20 protein-coding genes are annotated in these 20061 nt (G+C 71.9%); 15 read left to right on the top strand and 5 right to left on the bottom strand.

The window, feature by feature from the left end; genetic code table 11:
* Nucleotides 1-2: 2 nt before the first annotated feature.
* The 3 genes from FAF44_RS00940 to FAF44_RS00930 all read right to left on the bottom strand — a co-directional run bounded on the left by FAF44_RS00940 (nucleotide 3) and on the right by FAF44_RS00930 (nucleotide 1930).
* On the bottom strand, nucleotides 3-605 hold the full coding sequence (locus tag FAF44_RS00940; RefSeq protein ID WP_237101020.1) for a superoxide dismutase: 603 nt from the start codon (nucleotides 603-605) through the stop codon (nucleotides 3-5).
* Nucleotides 606-773: 168 nt separating this feature from the next.
* A complete protein-coding gene (locus FAF44_RS00935; protein ID WP_237101019.1) occupies nucleotides 774-998 on the bottom strand; it encodes a hypothetical protein in 225 nt (74 codons plus the stop codon).
* Nucleotides 999-1129: 131 nt separating this feature from the next.
* Nucleotides 1130-1930, bottom strand: a complete 801-nt coding sequence (locus FAF44_RS00930) for a DeoR/GlpR family DNA-binding transcription regulator (RefSeq protein WP_237101018.1) — start codon at nucleotides 1928-1930, stop codon at nucleotides 1130-1132.
* A gap of 290 nt (nucleotides 1931-2220) precedes the next feature.
* Here FAF44_RS00930 and FAF44_RS00925 point away from each other — a divergent pair, with 290 nt between their 5' ends.
* From FAF44_RS00925 to FAF44_RS00865, 13 genes are all read left to right on the top strand, one after another.
* Entirely contained in the window at nucleotides 2221-3570 is a 1350-nt protein-coding gene (locus tag FAF44_RS00925; RefSeq protein WP_237101017.1) for an ABC transporter substrate-binding protein, read from the top strand.
* A 12-nt stretch (nucleotides 3571-3582) separates the two neighbouring features.
* The gene (locus FAF44_RS00920) at nucleotides 3583-4248 is read left to right on the top strand and encodes a glycerophosphodiester phosphodiesterase (protein ID WP_237101016.1); all 666 of its coding nucleotides are present in this window, start codon (nucleotides 3583-3585) and stop codon (nucleotides 4246-4248) included.
* Nucleotides 4245-5033 (top strand): inositol monophosphatase family protein, encoded by a 789-nt coding sequence (locus tag FAF44_RS00915; RefSeq protein ID WP_237101015.1) that lies wholly within the window; start codon nucleotides 4245-4247, stop codon nucleotides 5031-5033. Before FAF44_RS00920 ends, FAF44_RS00915 begins: the two co-directional genes overlap by 4 nt.
* The gene (locus FAF44_RS00910) at nucleotides 5030-5938 is read left to right on the top strand and encodes a carbohydrate ABC transporter permease (protein ID WP_237101014.1); all 909 of its coding nucleotides are present in this window, start codon (nucleotides 5030-5032) and stop codon (nucleotides 5936-5938) included. The genes FAF44_RS00915 and FAF44_RS00910 overlap by 4 nt, the downstream gene beginning before the upstream one ends.
* Entirely contained in the window at nucleotides 5935-6741 is an 807-nt protein-coding gene (locus FAF44_RS00905) for a carbohydrate ABC transporter permease (protein ID WP_237101013.1), read from the top strand. The genes FAF44_RS00910 and FAF44_RS00905 overlap by 4 nt, the downstream gene beginning before the upstream one ends.
* Nucleotides 6738-8237, top strand: coding sequence for a metallophosphoesterase (locus FAF44_RS00900; protein WP_237101012.1), 1500 nt, complete (start codon nucleotides 6738-6740; stop codon nucleotides 8235-8237). The genes FAF44_RS00905 and FAF44_RS00900 overlap by 4 nt, the downstream gene beginning before the upstream one ends.
* Before the next feature lie 56 nt (nucleotides 8238-8293).
* On the top strand, nucleotides 8294-9973 hold the full coding sequence (locus FAF44_RS00895; RefSeq protein WP_237101011.1) for a right-handed parallel beta-helix repeat-containing protein: 1680 nt from the start codon (nucleotides 8294-8296) through the stop codon (nucleotides 9971-9973).
* Nucleotides 9974-9993: 20 nt separating this feature from the next.
* Nucleotides 9994-10920 (top strand): inorganic phosphate transporter, encoded by a 927-nt coding sequence (locus FAF44_RS00890; RefSeq protein ID WP_237101010.1) that lies wholly within the window; start codon nucleotides 9994-9996, stop codon nucleotides 10918-10920.
* Nucleotides 10917-11540 carry a DUF47 domain-containing protein gene (locus FAF44_RS00885; protein WP_237101009.1) on the top strand — a complete coding sequence of 208 codons (624 nt, stop codon included), beginning with the start codon at nucleotides 10917-10919 and terminating at the stop codon, nucleotides 11538-11540. Before FAF44_RS00890 ends, FAF44_RS00885 begins: the two co-directional genes overlap by 4 nt.
* 13 nt (nucleotides 11541-11553) lie before the next feature.
* Nucleotides 11554-12381 carry a hypothetical protein gene (locus FAF44_RS00880; RefSeq protein ID WP_237101008.1) on the top strand — a complete coding sequence of 276 codons (828 nt, stop codon included), beginning with the start codon at nucleotides 11554-11556 and terminating at the stop codon, nucleotides 12379-12381.
* A gap of 171 nt (nucleotides 12382-12552) precedes the next feature.
* Nucleotides 12553-13626 (top strand): alcohol dehydrogenase catalytic domain-containing protein, encoded by a 1074-nt coding sequence (locus FAF44_RS00875; RefSeq protein ID WP_237101132.1) that lies wholly within the window; start codon nucleotides 12553-12555, stop codon nucleotides 13624-13626.
* On the top strand, nucleotides 13623-14000 hold the full coding sequence (locus tag FAF44_RS00870; RefSeq protein ID WP_237101007.1) for a DUF2255 family protein: 378 nt from the start codon (nucleotides 13623-13625) through the stop codon (nucleotides 13998-14000). Before FAF44_RS00875 ends, FAF44_RS00870 begins: the two co-directional genes overlap by 4 nt.
* A 2-nt stretch (nucleotides 14001-14002) precedes the next feature.
* On the top strand, nucleotides 14003-14980 hold the full coding sequence (locus FAF44_RS00865; protein ID WP_237101006.1) for an aldo/keto reductase: 978 nt from the start codon (nucleotides 14003-14005) through the stop codon (nucleotides 14978-14980).
* A gap of 32 nt (nucleotides 14981-15012) precedes the next feature.
* Here the strand turns inward: FAF44_RS00865 and FAF44_RS00860 are convergent, their stop codons facing one another.
* Entirely contained in the window at nucleotides 15013-16113 is a 1101-nt protein-coding gene (locus FAF44_RS00860) for a serine hydrolase (RefSeq protein ID WP_237101005.1), read from the bottom strand.
* A gap of 214 nt (nucleotides 16114-16327) precedes the next feature.
* On the opposite strand from FAF44_RS00860, the gene dacB reads away from it, so the two are divergent.
* Complete coding sequence (gene dacB / locus FAF44_RS00855) at nucleotides 16328-17938, top strand: D-alanyl-D-alanine carboxypeptidase/D-alanyl-D-alanine-endopeptidase (RefSeq protein WP_237101004.1); 1611 nt, start codon at nucleotides 16328-16330, stop codon at nucleotides 17936-17938.
* On the opposite strand, the gene FAF44_RS00850 is transcribed toward dacB, so the two are convergent.
* A complete protein-coding gene (locus tag FAF44_RS00850) occupies nucleotides 17914-18069 on the bottom strand; it encodes a hypothetical protein (protein WP_237101003.1) in 156 nt (51 codons plus the stop codon). The genes dacB and FAF44_RS00850 overlap by 25 nt on opposite strands.
* 289 nt (nucleotides 18070-18358) lie before the next feature.
* Here FAF44_RS00850 and FAF44_RS00845 point away from each other — a divergent pair, with 289 nt between their 5' ends.
* On the top strand, nucleotides 18359-20047 hold the full coding sequence (locus tag FAF44_RS00845; RefSeq protein WP_237101002.1) for a PQQ-binding-like beta-propeller repeat protein: 1689 nt from the start codon (nucleotides 18359-18361) through the stop codon (nucleotides 20045-20047).
* Nucleotides 20048-20061 lie beyond the last annotated feature (14 nt).

The following is a 20061-nucleotide window of genomic DNA, read 5'->3' as shown; positions in this document are numbered from 1 at the left end:
GGCTAGGCGCCGGTGGCGGCGTCGTAGCGGGCGATCACGTCGTTCCAGTTGACCAGGTCCCAGAGCCGCTCGACGTAGTCCGGACGCACGTTGCGGTACTGCAGGTAGTAGGCGTGCTCCCACGCGTCGAAGACGAGCAGCGGGGTGGTGTTCATGCCGACGTTGCCGTGGTGGTCGTAGACCTGCTCGACCACGAGCCGGCGGCCCAACGGCTCCCAGGCCAGCACGCCCCAGCCCGAGCCCTGCACGGTGGCGGTGGCCACGGTGAGCTGCTTCTTGAAGGCGTCGAAGGAGCCGAAGTGCTCGGCGATGGCCGCGCTCAGCTCGCCGTCGGGGCGGTCGCCTCCGTCGGGGGACAGGTTCTGCCAGAAGATCGTGTGCAGGACGTGGCCGGAAAGGTGGAACGCGTACGTCTTCTCCAGCCCGACCAGGCCGCCGAACTCGCCCTTGTCGCGTGCCTCGGCCAACTGCTCCAGGGTGTCGTTGGCGCCCTTGACGTAGGCGGCGTGGTGCTTGGCGTGGTGCAGTTCAAGGATCTCGCCGGTGATCGCGGGCTCCAGTGCCGCGTAGTCGTAGGGCATGTCGGGAAGGGTGTACTGGCCCATGACGTCTGTCCTCCGAACTCCTACTTGCATATCGGTTGCAATAACCATATCTCTGCAACTGGCTCGCGTCATGGAGAAATGCCGGCAGCGCCGGTCGTGAAGGGGCCGGTCATGAAGGGGCCGGTCATGAGCCCGGGTGCGTCAGCGAGTGGGCGGCACGCCCGTCGGTCAGTGGCCCTGGCGGTCGTCCCGGCGGGCCCTGGCTGCCCGGCGGCGCAGGTCCGCCCGCTCCAGCCAGGCGTAGATCGCGTCGTACCCGGCCATGCTGAGCGCGATCACACTCAGGCACCCGGTGATCACCGCGACCGGGATCAGTTTCAGCACCGCGCACAGCACGGCCACGACCAGCAGCACGACGCCGCTGCCGAGGCTCCACCTGCCGATGCCGCTCATGCCGCCGTCAGCTCTGCGCGTGGTCCGTTCGTCCCGGCTTCCTGGAGTGTGTACGCCACTGGTGTCCGTTCGTCGCCGTGCTCGGTTCCCGTGGCTGGAGCATAGACGGTCGCGCCGGGGCCCTTCGCGCGCTAGTCCTCCTCGGAGGGCACCACGTTGTAGGGGATGTCCTGATCGCGCAGTTCCTGAAGAGTGCGCTCGGGCGCGGCGTCGTCGGTGAGCACGAGGTCCCAGGCCGACAGGGGGGCGACGCGGTGCAGGGCCACGCGGTCGAGCTTGGTGTGGTCCACCATGAGGACGCTGCGCTGGGCGGCGCGCATCATGGCCTGCTTGACCAGCACGACCTCCTGCTCCTGGTGGTAGGTGAAGCCGCCGGACACCGCCGAGATCGAGGCGAACAGCAGATCGACGCGCAGGGCGTCGATCGCCTCGATGCACGGCACCCCGAGGAACGACTCGTGCGGCCGGTACCACTCGCCGCCCAGCGCGATCAGGCGGATGTTGGGCAGGTCGCGCAGCACCGAGATGGCGCCCATGAAGTTCGTGACGACCGTGAGCGGGATGTCGTCGTCGAGCAGCCGGGCGAGCTCCAGCGTGGTGGTCGAGCCGTCGATCATGATGGCCATGCCGGGCTCGATCAGCTCGCGCGCCCGCCGCGCCAGCGTGCGCTTCTCGCGTACGGCGCTGCGCATCCGGTAGGCGACGTTGGACTCGAAGATGCTCGACGGCTGGACGCTGACGCCGCCGCGGTGTTTGCGCACGATGCGCTGGCGTTCGAGCTCGTCGAGGTCGCGGTGGATGGTCATGGTGCTCACGGCGAAGCGCTCCGCGAGGTCCGCGGCCGTGGCCGAGCCGTTCTGGAGCACGAACTCGGCGATGTCGGCCTGGCGCTGGGCCCGCTTGCTCCCCAGCCCGTTCTTGATTTCAGACATCGCTCTCCTGTGATCATCTGCTGACGAAACGAGCATAGGCACGGCCCCTGGCGCCCGGGATGCTCACAGGATTGATGTTTTCATAACATGTCCATCCCAGCACCGCCGAGTGTTCATCCCGGCAGGTCCTGCTCGTTGCGGCCTCGTCTGGTATGGACGAATGTTACATGCAGGACGCCATTGCGACAAAACCATTGCGAAGTTCACATCTGGTTTGTTAGATGTAGCACCGAAGCAACATCCTCGCGGGTGGCCCGGAGCGGCCGCTCGTCACCCTCCCAGGAGGACAAATGCCCCCCGGCAGGATCCTGCGCGGCATCGCCATGGCCGTCTCCGCCGTCATGGTCACCTCGGTGACCGCCTGCGGCGCAGGAGGCGATGGGTTCAGCGGCCAGACCGTCACGTTCTGGCACTCGATGGCCGGCAAGAACGGCGAAGCGGTCGCCAAGCTCGTGGCGGACTTCAACGGCAAGAACTCCGGCAAGATCCGGGTCCAGGCCATCTACCAGGGCAAGTACAACGACGCGCTGACCAAGCTACGCGCCTCCATCCAGTCCAGGCAGACCCCGAACCTCGTGCAGGTCTTCGAGATCGGCACCCGGCTGATGGTCGACACCAAGGCCATCGTGCCGTTCGCCGACCTCGCCCAGGCGGGCGGGTTCTCGCTCGACGACCTGGAGCCGGGCATCGCCCGCTACTACACGATGGGCGGCAAGCTGCAGTCGCTGCCCTTCAACGCCTCCGCCCCGCTGCTGTTCTACAACAAGGACGCCTTCCAGGAAGCCGGCCTCGACCCGGAAAAGCCGCCCACCACACTCGGCGAGATGGCCAAGGCCGCCAAGAAGCTCACCGTCAAGTCCGGCGACTCCACCAGCCGGTACGGCTTCGTCGCCTCCATCGACGGCTGGCTCGTCGAGCAACTCCTGGCCAACGCCGGGGTCGAGTACTGCGACGCGGGCAACGGACGGGCGTCCGCGGCCACCGCCGTCAACTGGAACACCCCGACGCTCAAGGGCATCGTCGACTTCTGGTCCACCTCGGTGAAGGACGGCGTGGCGCTCAACGTCGGGCGTAACAACACCGACGCCTCCGCCGCGTTCCAGGCCGGACGGGCCGCGATGCTCCCCTTCACCTCCGCGAACCTGCGCGACATCATCAGCGGCTCCAAGTTCGAGGTCGGCGTGGCGAACTACGTGCGGCCCGACGACGCCGAGTCCGGGAAGGGCGGCGTCTTCAACGGCGGCGGCTCGATCTGGACCCTCGCCGGCCACCCCAAGGAGCAGCAGGACGCCGCCTTCGACTTCCTGAAGTACCTCGCCTCCCCCGAGGCCCAGGCCGCCTGGTCCACCAGCACCGGCTACATCGCGGTCAACAGCAAGGCCCAGGAGACCGAGACCTTCAAGGAGGTGCTGAAGACCTACCCCGACTTCGCCAAGCCCGCCGAGGAACTGCGCGCGGCGGCCGACGTCCCCGCGGCGCAGGGTTGCCTCATGGGCGCGATGCCGCAGGCCAGAGACAAGATGAACGACATCGTGGAGAGCGTCATCCTCGGCCGGGCCACGCCGGAAACCGCCATCGCCGACGCCGAGACGGCCATCAAGCCGGCGATCGAGTCCTACAACAAGTCCGTCGGACAGTGACGAGGAGACCCCTTGCCGATCCTGATTGGTCACCGTGGCGCACCCCTGCGACTGCTGGAGAACACGACCGAGTCTCTGAGGCTGGCGCGCGAACTGGGCGCCGACGCGGTGGAGTTCGACGTGCGCGCCAGCCGCGACGGGCACCCGGTGCTGCTGCACGACCGCACACTCGAACGCTTCTGGGGACGCCCGTCGCCCGTGGGTGAGCTGACCGTGGCGGAACTGCGCGAGCTGCGCTGCGCCGAGCACCCCGACGCCCGGATCGCCACCCTGGACGAGGTCGCCGAGAAAGTGGACCTGCGGCTGGTCGTGGACGGCAAGGACCCCGCCCTGGTCCCGGCCATCGTCGAGAGCCTGCGCCGCTACGACGCCCTGGACCGCTCCTGCTTCATCGGCGCCCCCGACGTGCTCGGCGTGGTCAGGGACGCGCTGCCCGGCGCGGAGATCATCCTGTCCTGGTCCGGCACCGAGCCACCCGGGCCCGACCTGCTCGACCGGCTGCGGCCGAGCACGATCAACCTGCCGTGGAAGGGCTTCCCCGAGTCCGTGTGCCAGGCCGTGCGCGAACGCGGCTACCAGGTGTGGACGTACTCGGTGGACACTCGCGCCGACGCCGAACGGGCCAGATCGCTCGGCGTCGAGGGTCTCATCAGCAACGACCTGCCGAGCGTCGCATGAGCGCCCCGCTGGAGGAGTGGCACGACCTGGCCGTCGAACTCGCCACCTGGGCCGTCGGGGTGATCGCGGCCGGCCGTCCCGACCCCGCCACCGCCGAGACCAAGATCAACGCCGGTGACTGGGTGACCTCGTTCGACCGGGAGGTGGAACGGCACGTCCGCGGCGAGCTGCGACGCCTGCTGCCCGGCCATCGCGTGGTCGGCGAGGAGTACGGCGCCGACGCCGGGGAGGCCGAGGTGACCTGGTACCTCGACCCGATCGACGGCACCACCAACTTCGTGCACGGCGTGCCCTGGGTGGCCTTCAGCCTGGCCGCCTGCGACGCGAAGGGCGCCGCGGTGGGCGTGGTCGCCGACGTGTACCGCGGCGAGATCTTCAGCGCCGTACGCGGCGGCGGCGCCCGGATCGACGGTGAGCCGGTGCGCTGCGCCGAGGACGCCGCGCTCACCGGCGGCGTGCTGCTCACCGAGTGGTCCCGGCAGGACGCCTGGCCCGGCATGTACGACTACCTGTCCCGGGTCTCCGCCACCTGCGGAGCCACCCGGATCATGGGATCGTGCGCGCTCGCGCTGGCCACCGTCGGCGTCGGCCGGGCGGCGGGCGTGGTGCTGCCCGGCCACTACAACGCGTGGGACGTGGCGGCCGGCGTGCTGATCGCCAGGGAGTCCGGCGCGCTGATCTACGACCGCGAGGGCCCGCACGACGACGTGCCGCTGCACGGCGTGCTGGCCGCCCCGCCGAGCTCGGCCGAGGAGCTGTGGCGTACGTGGGTGGGGACACCATGAGCACGGCCTCCCTGCCCGGCGGGCGGTACCGGCGCAAGGACATCGTGGTGGCACTGTGCTTCCTGGCGCCCGCCACCGCGGTGTTCGTGATGTTCGGCTTCTACCCGCTGGCCAGGACCATCTGGCTGAGCGTGGCCGCGAGCGACATCTTCGGCAACGTCACCGGGTTCGTCGGACTGGACCGTTACGGGGACTTCTTCTCCGACCCGGCGCTGCGGCGGGTGCTGCTCGTCACGCTCGCGTTCGTCGTGCTGACCGTGCTGCCCACGCTGCTGCTCGGGCTGTTCCTGGCGCTCGTGCTGCAGGCCAGGGTGCCGGGCATCGGCTTCTTCCGTACGCTGATGGCCACGCCGTTCGCCTTCTCCGCCGCCGCGGCGGCGGTGGTCTTCGACATTCTCTACAGCCCCAGCGTCGGCCTGTTCAACGGCCTGCTCGACTGGGCCGGGCTGCCGGTGGTCGAGTGGCTGACCGATCCGGCGACGGCGCTGCCGAGCCTGGCCCTGGTGTCGGTCTGGCGCGACCTCGGCTACGCCATGCTCGTCTTCTCCGCCGGCCTGCAGGCCATCCCGGAGTCGCTGTTCGAGGCGGCCCGCACCGACGGCGCGGGGCGCTGGACGCTGCTGTGGCGCATCGTGCTGCCGCTGCTCAGCCCGACGATGTTCTTCCTGCTCGTGGTCTCCACGATCAGCTCGCTGCAGACCTTCGGCGAGATCAACATCCTCACCGGCGGCGGCCCCGACGGGGCGACCACGACCCTGGTCTACGGCCTCTACCAGTCGGCGTTCGCCTTCGGCACCAGCGACTACGGCCTGGCGTCCGTGCAGGCCGTGGTGCTGCTCGTGCTCGTCATGGTGATCACGATCATCCAGTTCCGGCTGCTGCAACGGAAGGTGTTCTACGGATGAGGAAGGCGTCCATCCTGGCCGGGCTGACCCTGCTGCTGGCGGTCGTCATCTTCCCGCTCTACTACACGGTCGCGGGCTCGCTGATGACCCAGGAGGATCTCACCCGCTTCCCGCCCGCGCTCTTCCCGACCGGGCTGAACTGGGAGAACTTCGCCGGCGTGCTGCAGGCGGTGCCGCTGGCCCGGCAGTATCTGAACAGCATCGTCGTCTCGCTCTGCGTGGTGGCGGGCATCCTCGTGACGTCCGTGCTGGCCGGGTACGCGTTCACGTTCCTGCACTTCCCGTTCAGGCGGTTCGCGTTCGGGCTGTTCCTGTCCACGATGATGATCCCGGCCGAGGCGTCGATCATCCCGAACTACCTGACCATGGCCGACTGGGGGCTGGTGAACACCTTCCCCGCGCTCATCCTGCCGTTCCTGGCCAGCGGGTTCGGCACGTTCATGATGCGGCAGTTCTTCATGACCTTCCCCAGGGAGGTGTACGAGGCGGCCAAGGTCGAGGGCTGCGGGCACCTGCGGTTCCTGTGGTCGATCCTGGTGCCGCTGTCACGACCGGCGCTCGGGACGCTGGCCGTCTACTCCTTCATCGGCACCTACAACCACTACTTCTGGCCGCTGCTGGTCACCAACACCCCGTCGATGCAGACCCTGCAGATCGGGCTGGCGCAGCTCAACTCGGTCGAGGAACGGGCGCCGAACCTCATCCTGGCCGGGGTCGTCATGGCCATCATCCCGATGCTGGTGATGATCTACGCCTTCCAGCGGCACATCGTCCGCGGGCTGACCACAGGAGCGGTGAAATGAGCACACTGCTGCCGGGCGAGCCGCTCGGCGGGGGCACCGACGAGGCGTACCGGCGCCTGCGGCCCGGCCCCGCCGAGCCGCACCGGTCGCGTTGGGACTTCACGCCGCCGCTCGTCCCCGGCCGGGGCGGCGGCCGGGTCGTGGCCACCCTCGCCCACCTGACCGACCTGCACGTGGTCGATCCCGGCTCGCCCGCCCGCCTCGACTTCGCGATGCGGTCGGGGGCCGGGCGGCCCGAATGGGGCGGCGCGGTGGACTGGGTGTTCCGCCCGCAGGAACTGCTCACCGCGCACGCGGTCAGGTCGATGGTCGCCACCCTGGCCGGGCTGCCCATCGACGTCTGCGTGGTGACCGGCGACAACATCGACAACGGCCAGACGAACGAGCTGGACGCCTACCTGGCGCTCCTCGACGGCGGCGAGGTACGGCTCGCGCCCGCCTACCACGGCCCGCAGCGCCCGGACTGGGACGACGACTGGTACTGGCGGCCCGACCCCGGCGACGACCGGTACAAGCGGCGATGGGGCTTTCCCACCCATCCGGGGCTGCTCGACCTGGCGTCCGCCCCGTTCACCGCCGTTCCGCTCGGCCACCCCTGGCTCGGCTGCCTGGGCAACCATGACCTGCTGATCGGTGGTGCCAGCGCGGGCCAGGCGAGCCTGGGTGACCTCGTGACGGGCCCCCGCAAACCGGTCGAACTGCCCGACGGCGTTCCCGGCGGCCTCGACACGCTGCTGGCCGAGCCGGCCGCGCTGTTCTCCGGCCGTTCGCGCCCGGTCCCGGCCGTGCCGGAGCGGGCCTTCGCCAGCCGGACGGAGCTGATCAGGAGGCATCTCGGCCACGGGTTCACCGAGGAGAACCTGCGCGACGGGACCGGCTACCACGCCTTCGACCCCGTGCCGGGGCTGCGGGTGCTCACGCTGGACACCAACCACCCTCCCGGCCACTGGGACGGCAGCATGGACCAGCGGCAGCTCGCCTGGCTGGAGGACCAGCTCGCCCGGGCCGGCGGGCCGGACGGCCCGCTGGTGGTGCTGGCCTCGCACCACGCGACCGCCTCGATGAACAACCGGTACGGCGTCTGCCCCGACCAGGAGGCCGACCGCGCCTACGCCGCCGAGGTCCTGGCCACGGCCCTGCGCTGCCCGAACGTCGTGCTCTGGCTCAACGGCCACCACCACGCCAACCGGGTCACCGCTCACTTCGGGCCGGGCGGCGGCGGGCTGTACGAGGTGACCACGGCCTCGATCACGGACTGGCCCAGCCAGGCCCGCCTCATCGAGATCGCGATCGAGCCGACCGGCGAGATCCGGCTGACCAGCACCATGATCGACCACGCCGCCCCGGCCGGCGTCTCCGGAGACCTGGCCGACCCCGTCCAGCTCGCCGCCCTGCACCGGGAGCTGGCCTACAACGACGGCGTGCGCGCCGGGCGGCGCGGCGCGGAAGGCTCCGTGGCGGACCGCAACGTCCACCTGTACCTCCCGGCGCGCTGACCCGAGGCCCCGACCCCTGCTGAGCCCCTCCCTCACACCGTTTGGAGAGAACCGACATGCAGCCCTTAGACCGGCGTCACCTGCTCCGCCTCGCCGTCGTCGGCGGCACCGCCTCCGCCGCCGCGATGGCGACGGCGGCCACCGCCGCGGCGTCCCCCGCCCCGCAGGAGACCCCCTCGGAGCAGCCGACCCCGCCGTCCAGCCCGTCGGGGTCGGCGTCCCCCGCAGTGGTCGCCGACCCCCTCGTGGTGAACGTCCGCGACCACGGAGCCGTGGGCGACGGCGCGACCGACGACACCGCCGCCATCCAGGCCGCGCTCAACGCCGGCAAGGGCAAGACCGTCTACCTGCCGCCCGGCACCTACCTGGTCTCGACCATGCTCAGCGTCTTCTCCAAGACGACCGTCCTCGCGACCCCGGCCACGGTGGTCAAGCGCACGGCGGGACCGGCCCTCCTCGGCAACGGCGTCCTGGGCGACTTCACCGCCACCAAGTGGGACGGCGAGTCCGACATCGTCATCCAGGGCGGCGTGTGGGACGTCAACGCCGGAGCCGTGGGCGCCAGCGGGGCCGGCTTCGGGCTCAGCCACGGCACCAACATCCTCGTCTACGACGTGACCATCCGCGACGTGCAGCGCCACCACGCGATCGAGCTGTGCGGCGTCAAGTCGGCGCGGGTCGTCAACTGCCGCTTCCTGGGCTTCTCCGACCCCGACGGCAACCGCGGCTACTCCGAGGCCATCCAGATGGACTACGCCGGCGGACCCAGCCACTTCGGCCTGTTCGGCGCCCCCGACTTCTACGGCTGCCAGGACATCGAGGTCAGCGGGTGCTACTGCGGCCCGTCGGAGACCCTGCCGTCCTTCCCCCGGCTGGCCGGCTCCCACGGCGGCCCGAACGGGCACCAGCACACCGGGCTGCGCGTGGTCGGCAACTACGCCGAGGGCTGCACCGAGTGGGCCATCCGCGTCTACGACTGGCTGGACGCGCTGGTCGAGGGCAACCAGATCGTGAACGGCGGCGGCGGCATCCAGATCGGCCCCGCCGGGGTGCAGCCCAGCGCCAACATCATCGTGCGCGGCAACAGCCTGCGCGGGCTGACGGGCGTCCAGGAGGCCGCCGGCCGTCCGACGGACGCCGCGATCTGCGTCGGCAGGCTCAACGAGTCGCGCACCAGCCGCCTGGTCATCGACGGCAACACCATCCAGGACGTCAAGATGGAGGGCATCACCGTCTTCCGCACCGACCACGCCATCGTGTCCGGCAACCACACCGCCCGCACCGACGGCGTCGGCATCCGGATCAACAACTCGCCGCGCACGGTCGTCTCCGGCAACACCGTCGAGCAGCCCGGCAAGGAGGGCATCGTCGCCCACCTCGGCAGCGACGGCAGCCTGATCACCGGCAACATCATCAAGGACTCCGGCGCGTACGGCATCGGCATCACCGACCAGATCTCCGACGTCGCGGTGCGGGACAACACCGTGCTCGGCGCGGGCGTCACGGCCGGGACGGTCGCGGGGCTGCGGGTCAGCAACAACGCCAACCGGACGAGCCTGGTCGGCAACACCGTGCGGCGGCGGGGCAGCGGGAACGAGGCCGCCTACGGCCTGTCCGTCACCGCCGCCTGCACCGGCACCTGGTACACCGGCAACGACCTGCGTGACTCCGGCGCGACCGGGCCGGTCAGCGACAGCGGCGCCGGCTCCCAGACCAGCCCGGGAGGGCCCTCCTGACGGCGCTGGTCGCGACGGCGTTGTTCGCCCTGTTCACCGGTTTCAACGACGCGGGGGCGGTGATCGGCCTCGGGCTGCGGGTACGCGGCCTGCGGCCGATCACCGCCCTGCTCCTGCTGGGACTGGCGGTCGTGGCCGCGCCGCTGGCCGTGGGCACGGCGGTGGCCGCCACGCTCAGCACGCGGCTGGTGTCGTTCGAGGGCGACCAGGCGCCGCTGCTGGCCGGGATCGCGGCGGCGGTGCTCGTCACCGTGGTCCTGGCCACCTGCCGGCTGCCCACCAGCCTGACGCTCGCGCTCATCGGCGGCGTCTCGGGGGCGGGGCTGGGGGCCGGGGCCGCGGTCGACTGGTCCCTGGTGGCGGCGGTGCTGGCCGCCGCCGCGGTCGCGCCGTTCGCGGGGATGCTCGCCGCGCGCGCGGTCACCTGGCTGGTCGGGATCCTGCCGGCGCGCAAGGGGGCGGGGGAGCGGTTGCGCCGCATGCACGTCGCGGCCTTCCTGGCGACCTGCGTGGCGTACGGCGCGAACGACGGCCAGAAGCTGCTGGCCGTGTACGCCGCCGTCCACGCGGTGACCCCCGGCCTGGCCGCCACGTCGGTCGGGGCGCAGGCGCTGCTGGCCGGCTGTTTCCTGGCCGGGGCCGTGCTGGGCCTGCGCCGGCTCGCGGCCAGCATCGGCGGCGGGCTCGCCGCGGCGGACACCAGCGCGATCGTGGTCACCGAGACGTCGGGCGCCGCCGTGGTGCTCGGCACCGCCCTGCTGGGCGCCCCCGTCAGCATGACCCAGTCCCTGTCCGGCGCGATGATCGGCACCGGCCTGGCCCGCGGAACGAGGAGAGTGAGATGGCGAGCGGTACTTCACCTGGGAACGGCCTGGTTGCTCACCCTGCCCATGGCCCTGACCTGCGCCGCGGTGGCCGGCGCCGTGGTTGGCGGGGTGGCGCGGTGAGGTCGTTGTTCCGTGATCTGTCGGGGCGGACCGACCGGATCCTGACCGAGCAGATCATCACGCAGCTCGGCGCGACCGCGGCGGGCGTGGGGCTGGCCACGGCGTCGGCCACCGGGGAGATCGACCCGGCGGCGGCCCGCGCGCGGATGGCCGAGGTGGAGCACGAGGGTGACGAGGCCCGTGCGGCGCTGGTCGGCCAGATGCGCCGCAGCCTCACCTCGCCCATCGACCGCGAGGACCTGTTCCGCTTCTCCCGCGCCATCGACGACGTCCTCGACGCGGTACGGGACTTCGTCAGGGAACTGCACCTGTACGCCGCGCCGCCCGACCCGTCGTTCGTGCGCCTGCTCCAGGCGCTGTCGGCCGGCATCGAGCAGCTCACCGAGGCGGCCCGGCTGCTGCCCACCCGTCCGCGCGCCGCCGCCGAGGCCGCGCGGGGCGCGAAGAAGCCCGGGGTGCGGGCCTCGTACCAGCTCGCCGTGGCCGAGGTGCTGGCGGCCCCGCTGACCCAGGACACCGTCAAGGTGACCCTGCTGCTGACCCGCCTGGACGCCGCGGGGACCAGCCTCGCCGCCGCCGTGGACACCCTCGCCGACGGAGTGATCAAGCGTTACCAGTGACGGGCCTGCTACGGTGCTCCTCGGCGAGCAGCGCCGACCGCGACCTGGGGGAACGACTCTGCGACGAGACGGACCGCTGATCATCGCGTTCCTGCGGGGCCTGTTCCCGCCGGGCGGCTGCGCCCTCGACAAGGGCACGGCGCTCGCCGCGACCTTCGAAGCGGACTGGGCCGGGACGCCGGACGTCACGAAGATCCACACGACCAGGAACAACACGCTGCCCTTCGCCGGCACGGCGAGCGGCACCCTGCTCGTCGAGGACGGCACGCCGGCCGCCCGCGTGACCGAACTGGCCGACGGCCTGCGGCGGTACGTCGCCCGGCGCCGCGCGATCACCGGCCGGATCACGGCGGACGCCGTCACCTTCACCGTCTTCGCCGACCGGAGCCGCACCGATGAGGCGCTGGCGCTGTGGCGGTCGCTGACGGCCGACGACCGGCTGCTGACCGGCGACATCCACGACGCGTCCACGAAGGGGACCGTCCGCTGGCGGATCACGCTCACCGCGGCCACCACCGCCGGCGCGCTGACGCTGTTCCAGGACGTGGTCACCGGCGGTGAGCGGCACCGCCGCCCGTCGAACGTGCTGTCCCTGGAGGTCGCCACCGGGCGGGGCGTGCGGCCGGGCGGCTTCGTCGGGACCGACTTCCACGGCGCCCTGCCCACCGGGGCGATCGCCGCGTACGAGGCCGTGGCCGCTCGCCACGCCGTGGTCCACGCCGCCATGCGACCCGATCGGGTGAGCATCGTGGTGGCCGAGGACGCGGCGCGGGCCGACGCCGCCGAACTGGCCGGAGCCGCGGCCCCCGGCCTCGCCGTCACGGTCACCGGTGCCCGCTGACCGCTGAGGGGTTCTGCCGTTACCTGTAACAGCAGACCCTGCCGCCGGCCCGCCGCGGCGCGTTGGATGGGAGGCCAGGCAGGGCCTGGACGGATTTACCTCCGGCGAACCCGGACCTTGACCCGCCCACGGGTAGGCCCGAGACGAAGACGAGAGACGGAACGAACCTTGATACGAGCCACCTTCCTGTACGGCGCCGGCGACGTGCGCGTGGAGAACGCGCCCGACCCGGTCCTGCGGCTGCCCACCGACGCGATCGTCCGCATCGTGCGCTCGTGCGTCTGCGGCAGCGACCTGCACCCGTACCGCTCGATGCCGACCTCTGGGCCCGCCTCTGGGCCCGCTTCTGGGCCGGGTGTCCCGATGGGGCACGAGTTCATCGGCGTGATCGAGGAGCTCGGCGCCGAGGTGTCCGGGCTCCGGCGGGGCGACCTGGTGGTGGCGCCGTTCGCGTACGCCGACAACACCTGTGACCTGTGCCGGGAGGGCCTGCACACCTCCTGCCCGAATGGCGGCTTCTGGGCCGCCGGCGGCGTCGGCGGCGGGCAGGCCGAGGCGATCCGCGTCCCGCAGGCCGCCGGCACCCTGGTCAGGCTGCCCGTCGGCGAGGACAGCGAGCTGCTGCCGTCGCTGTTGACCCTGGCCGACGTGTACGGCACCGGCCACCACGCCGCCAGGCAGGCCCGCCTCACCCCGCGCAGCACGGTCGCGGTGATCGGGGACGGCGCGGTCGGGCTGCTGGCGGTGCTGTCGGCGCGGCGGCTGGGCGCCGAGCGGATCGTCCTGATGGGCCGGCACGACGAGCGCACCAAGCTCGGGATCGACTTCGGCGCCACCGACGTGGTGCCCGAGCGCGGGCCGGAAGGCGTCGAGCGGGTGCGCGAGCTGACCGGCGGCCGGGGCGTGCACGCGGTGCTGGAGGCGGTCGGTCACCTGGACGCCTACGAGACGGCGTTCGGCATCGTCCGTCCCGGCGGGGTGATCAGCCGGGTCGGCGTGCCGCAGTACGACGACGCGCCGATCGGGTTCGGCAGCCTGTTCGGCCCGAACGTCACCCTGACCGGCGGCCCCGCACCCGTCCGCGCCTACATCGCCGAACTGCTGCCCGGCGTGCTGGACGGCACGGTGGAACCGGGCCGGGTCTTCGACCGGACGGTCGGCCTGGAGCAGACGCCCGACGGCTACCGCTCGATGAACGACCGCACCGCGCTGAAGGTCCTCATCCAGCCACAAGGAGCACCATGACCACCTGGACCGGCGACGAGCTCACCGCGATCGGCGAGGCGGACGAACTCGACCTCGCCTCCCGCCGCGCCGACGGCAGCCTGCGCGACTCGGTGACGATCTGGGTCGTCCGCGTCGGCGACGCGCTGTACGTCCGCTGCATGAACGGCCCGGCCGGAGCCTGGTACCGCGGCGCCCAGACCCTGCGCCGGGGCCGCGTCTCGGCCGGCGGCGTGGCGGCCGAGGTGACCTTCGCCGCCGCCGATCCCGCCCTGCACGAGCGGATCGACGGGGTCTACCGCACCAAGTACCGCCGCTACGGCGACGGCGTCATCGGCAGCGTCGTGAATCCCGGCGCGCGGGCCGCGACCATCGAACTCATCCCCGAGAGGTGATCATGAAGCACATCAGGCTGGGCGACCTGGAGGTCTCCCGCATCGGGCTGGGCTGCATGGGCATGTCCCACGGCTACACCGGCGCCGGCAGCGACGACGCCGAGTCCATCCGCACCGTGCACCGCGCGCTCGACCTGGGCGTCACGTTCCTGGACACCGCCGAGATCTACGGCCCGTACGCCAACGAGGAACTCCTCGGCCGGGCGCTCAAGGGCCGCCGCGATCAGGCGGTGATCGCCACCAAGTTCGGCCTGGTCTCCCACGCCGGCGGCGGCCCCTGGAACCTGGACAGCAGCCCGGCCAACATCCGCGCCGCGGTCGAGGGCTCGCTCAGGCGGCTGGGCACCGACCACATCGACCTGTACTACCAGCACCGGGTCGATCCGAAGGTGCCGATCGAGGAGACCATCGGCGCGGTGGCCGAACTGGTCGGGCAGGGCAAGGTCCGCCACATCGGCCTGTCCGAGGCGTGGCTGGACACCATCCGCCGCGCGCACGCGGTCCACCCCATCACCGCGCTGCAGTCGGAGTACTCGCTGTGGACCCGCGACCAGGAGGAGCAGGTGCTGCCGCTGCTGCGCGAGCTGGGCATCGGCTTCGTCGCCTACTCCCCGCTCGGCCACGGCTTCCTGACCGGGACGATCCGCTCGGAAAGCGACTTCGGCCCCGACGACTTCCGGGCGACCAACCCGCGCTTCACCGGCGAGAACTTCCGGCGCAACCTCGCGCTCGCCGACGAGGTGCAAGCCATCGCCGCCGCGGCCGGCCTGACGCCCGCGCAGGTCGCGATCGCCTGGCTGCTGAGCAAGGGCGACGACATCGCCCCCATCCCGGGCACCAAGCGGGTCTCGCGGCTGGAGGAGAACGTCGCCGCCGACGCCGTCGAACTGACCGCCGAGCAGCTCGCGACGCTCGACAGCCTGCCCCCGGCCGCCGGCGGGCACCACAACGAGGCGCAGATGCAGATGATCGAACGCTGACACCGGGCGGGGAGTGGACCCTTCCGTGCGCGTCAGCGGCCGGGGCAGAGCACGGCTTCGGCGGCCCGGAAGAGGGCCGGGCGCAGCGCGGGCTGGTCGCGCGTGCTCGTCGTGGCGCCCACGGCGAACTGCAGGCGTCCGTCGGCGGAGGTGAAGCTGACCGTGTTCCCGCCCGGACCGGAGCCGGTGGAGAGCCCGACCGTCCCGCCGCACACCGACTGCCTGCCGTCCGGGTACTCGACGAGGTCACGCAGGTGCGCCGGCAGCAGCCGGCCCTGGGCGAGGGCGCGGTAGAACGTGGTCAGGTCCCGTGCCGTGGAGATCACCCCGCCGGCCGCCCACAGGGAGGTGGGGTTGATCCGGTCGACGTCGCGCGCGACACCGCCGGGCTGGGGGAGGTAGCCGTGCCCGTGCGGGCCCCTGATGCCTTCGTCCGGCCTGACCGGCAGGTAGGTCCGGGCCATCCCGAGCGGCCGGAACAGCCGCCGGTCGAACTGGGCGGCCAGGGTGTCACCGGTCAGCCTCTCGATGACCGCGCCGAGCAGGATGTAGTTGATGTTGGCGTAGGCGTACTGCTCGCCCGGCTCGCTCGTCCGTGCTCGGCCGCGGGAGATCTTCGCCAGGTCCGTCCAGGTGTGGCGGGTGGTGAGGTCGTCGAACGGGCGCAGGTCCGTTGTGCCGGGCCCGGTGTAGTCGGGGATGCCGGAGCGGTGGTGCAGCAACTGGCGGACGGTGATCTCGCCGGCCCGCTCGACCAGATCCCGCTCGGACGTGCTGGGCAGCACCGCGCCGAGGGTGTCGTCCACGTCGAGCCTGCCCTCCTCGACCAGTTGCAGCAGCACGGTGGCGGTCATGCGCTTGGTCTGGGACCAGGCGCGGTAGCGGGCGTCCGAGGGGATGGCGCCGCCCGCGCCGTCGATCAGCCGGGAGCCGGCCGACCCGCGCCCGACTCGCTTGCCGTCGTGGTAGGCCTCGCCGATGACGCCCACCACCCCGGCGACCTCCGCCACCTCGTCCAGCGCCCGCTGGACGTCGCCGACCCGGGGGCGGGTGGCGGACGTCGCGGGACCGAGGCCCTGCGCGATCAGCACGCATGCCAGTCCGGCCGCGACGGTCACTGCGACACGATTCACGTCGAAGATCCTTCCTGTGAGGGGAACACACTCCCGGGCCCGTATGCCGACCTTCTTTCTGCACCGGCGGATGTTTCCCCGCCGTTTCCGTCACGCGCGGGGGCACGCCGGTCGGCGGCGGCGAAACAGCGAGGAAACACGCCACCTTCTTGGATCGGCAGCACCGCACCGGCCGGGCACGAGCGGTCCGGCCGGACGAGCAGAGGAGGGCACCTTGCCGCACCCGAATCCCGCCCACGGGCGCTCCTTCCGGATGTCCCGCCGGTCCGCGCTCGGCCTGCTGGGCACGATCCCGCTGGCGACCGCGACGGTGCCCGCCGTCGCCCGGCCCGCCCGCTCCGCCACCGGGCCGGCCGCGAACGCCACGCTGGCGGCCAGGATCGAGCAGATCATGGCCCGGCCCGAGTTCCGTGACGCCCGGTGGGGCGCGGAGTTCTACGCCCCGGACAGCGGGGAGTCCGTCTACGAGCTCAACGCGGGCGACCTGTTCGTCGCCGGGTCGTCGTCCAAGGTGTTCGTCGGCGGGACGGCGCTGCTGGCGCTGGGCGCCGACCGGCGTCCGGTCACCCGCGTGTACCGCACGGGCCCGGTACGCGGCGGGGCACTCAAGGGCGACCTGGTGCTGGTCGCCGCCGGTGACTTGCTGCTGTCAGGACGGCTGCGCCGCGACGGCGGCCTGCTCCTGCCCGACCCCGACCACACCTACGGCGCCACCCCGGGCGCGGGCCCCATCGGCGGCGACCCGCTGCGGGAGCTTCGCCGGCTCGCCGCCCGGATCGCGGGGGCGGGCGTCAAGCGCGTCGAGGGCCGCGTCCTGGTCGACACCTCGCTGTTCCGCGAGGGCAGCGAGAGACTGGCCAACAACGTCACCGCTGCCATCTCGCCCGTCATGGTCAACGACAACGTCGTGGACGTCACGGTCGAGCCGGGACGCCGCCCGGGGCAGCCCGCCGTCCTGGGCATCGGTCCGCGTACCGACTATGTCCGCATCGTCAACGAGGTGCGGACGATCGCGGACGCCGCCTCCGCCCGCCCGCTCGCCTTCACCGGCGACGAGCGCCACCCCGATGGATCGCGCACGGTCACCTTGACGGGCGACGTCCCGGCCGGCGGCGACGGGCTGTTCCGGGCGTACTTCGTGCCCGAGCCGGCCGTCTTCGCCGCATTCCTGTTCACGAAGGTGCTCGGCGAGGCCGGTGTGCGCGTCGAGCAGGGGGAGGCCGGCACGGGAGAGCGCAGGCTCCTCGCGGAGTACGCGGGGCCGCCCCTGCCGCAGCAGCTCAAGCCCATGCTGAAGGTGAGCTCCAACCTGCACACCGAGACCTGGCCCTACCTGGTGGGCGCCATCGCCGGAGGCGACCCCGCCGACGCGAAGGAGGCCGGTCGGCGGGTGCGGCACGAGCTCTTCACTGCCGCCGGCCTGGACCCCGCGCCGTCCGGCTCGGCCGACAACACCTACACCCCGCGCTACTTCACCCGCTTCCTCGCCTACATGGCGGGCCGGCCGCACTTCACCGGCTACCGCGACGCGCTGCCGATCCTGGGCAGGGACGGTTCGCTGCGTGACGTCCAGCCGGACTCACCGGCCGCCGGGCACGTCCACGCCAAGACCGGCACCAGCATGCTCGCCGGCGCGGGCGCCGGAATGGTGCGCAAGGCCCTGGCCGGGTACGTCGAGCTGCCGGACGGCCGCCTGCTGACCTTCGCCGCCTTCGTCGGCATGCCGGCCGACGGCGAGCAGGCGCAGCGGGAGATCTCCGCCCGCACCGGGCAGGCCCTCGGCGAGATCGCCGCCACCGTCTACACCACCCTGAGCGGCACCTGAGCCGCTCGGTAACCCTGGTCGCGGTACGTCCTGATCCGGGCGGCGACCGCCGCGACCTGGGCGGCCTGGTCACCGGCTCCCCAGGAGATGTGCGTGGCGCAGGCGACCATGGCGTAGTTCGTCGCCTTCACGCACAGGAGCGTGCGGTGCTCCTTGTCGATCGGGTTGGGGAGCTGCCAGTTGCCGAGGACGCTGCTCGCGATGCGGAAGAGGACGACGTTGCCGAAGGCGCTGCCGTTCTTGCAGGAGACGCCGGATGCGTCCAGACCTTCCTCGTCACCCGGCGGGTCCCGCCGACCTGAGGACCGTAGCCATCCGCGCTTTCACTTCGTTTCAGGCCCGATACAGGTGCGGTGCCTCGTCTGCGGAGAGCGTCCGGGGATGAAGGGAATCTGAAGACGGTTGTCCTACGGTTCCCGCGTGATCAGGAGGATCGGGCTCGCCCTGTCGCTGGTGTCTCTTCTCGGGAGTTGCGCGCTGGTCGCGCCGGAGGAGAAACCGCCCCCCGATGTCGAGGTGGACCACGTCATCGGCGACGCGCCCCGCGGGACGCCGTCCGCCCGCGGGCCGGCACCGGGGATCCTGCGGGAGGCGTGGCGCACCGACCTCACGATGGACGACGTGGGCGACCAGGCCGGTAGCGCCCTCCTGGTCAGCGACGGGCGACTGCTCGCCGTCGCGCCGCACGGCGTCACCGCCCTCGACGCCGCGACCGGCGAGGAGGAGTGGCACTACCGCGAGCCGGGACGGGACACGGAGGGGTTCGCGGTCACCGGCGGCGCCGTCGTCGTCTCCACCGACGGCGGCGACGGCGGTCGTGTGGTGGGGCTCGAGACCGGCACGGGCCGCCTGCTCTGGCAGCGGTCGCTCGATGTCGGCGGGCAGGACGTGCTGCGCTACGGCGCGTTGCGCTCCGGCGGCGGGCTCTCGGCGGGCAAGGGCGTCCTGCTGACGCAACGGGGAGAGGAGCAGGATGTGCGGATCGCCGGTGTCGACGTTCGCACCGGAAAGGACCGGTGGACCGCCGACCTGACGGCGCAGCCCGGCTGCCTCCTGCGACTGCCGCTGATGGAGGGGACGAGCGACGGCAGCCTGGCCTTGGTCGCGGAGCACTGCCGGGGCGACACGCTGCGTGTCCACGCGCTGGACCCGGCGACCGGGCAGGTGCGATGGACGCACGAACAGCCGAGCGAGTCCACTTACCAGTTGACCGCGTCGGTGGCGCGCGGAGTCACCGTGTTCGCCAGGGACGACATGGCGACCTTCATCGGCCCGGACGGTAGAAAGTGGGCGGATCCGGTCGTGCCATGCGTCCCGTGCCGGCCGATCACCGTGGGGGAAGAACTCCTCCTCCCCTCGCTCAAGGCGGGGGAGGAATCGTGGTTCACCCTGGTGAACACCACGAGCGGTCAGGCCAGACAGATCCCCGCGACCGAGAATCACGTGAGCTGGATCAGCGCCACCGACCGCGTCTACGCCTCGGTCACCGCTCTGACGCGTACCGAGATCGGGCTGCCGCGGTTCTGGGTGGCCGTCGTCGATCCCGTCACCGGCACGGCCGAGGGCATGCCCCTGCAAACCGCCGTCGAGCCGGAGGGGAGAGCGGTGGTGGTCGGCGCGGTGGACGGCCGGCTCCTGGTGGCCGCCGGCAGCTCGGTGCGAGCCAAGGTCACGGTGATCGCCTATGACTCGGTGCCGACGACCGGGCCGGTGGAGTTCGGCGGCGTGCGGCCGGAGGAGTGGCCCGGCTGCCGGACCCTGCTTCGAGGGGTCCGGGGGGTGAGCGCCGCCCGTACGATGCACACCAACCCGTACGTCCAGTTCGGGACGGAGAAGCGGTTCCGGACCACCTGCACCTTCACCGTCGGCGACGAAGGCGACGCCGACGACGTCGATGTCGACGTGATCTGGGTGGCCGCCACGGCGAAGGACGCCGACAGGCTGTTGGACGGGGAGCGCGGATCCCCGTCGGGCGCGGACGAGGTGTACCGAGCCGAGGACTCATGGGTCCTGCGGGTGGGCCGGTACATCATCGAGGTGTCCGGCGACGTGGACGTCTCCGACCCCGTCGTCGCCGCGGTGGTCAGGAACCTCCGTGCGAAGGGCTGAGGACAGGCGCCCGG

This window comes from Nonomuraea sp. MG754425 (genome assembly GCF_021699195.1).
Taxonomy (GTDB): Bacteria; Actinomycetota; Actinomycetes; order Streptosporangiales; family Streptosporangiaceae; genus Nonomuraea.
The sequence above is the reverse complement of the archived record's forward strand: the minus strand, read 5'-3'. Positions and strand labels throughout refer to the sequence as shown.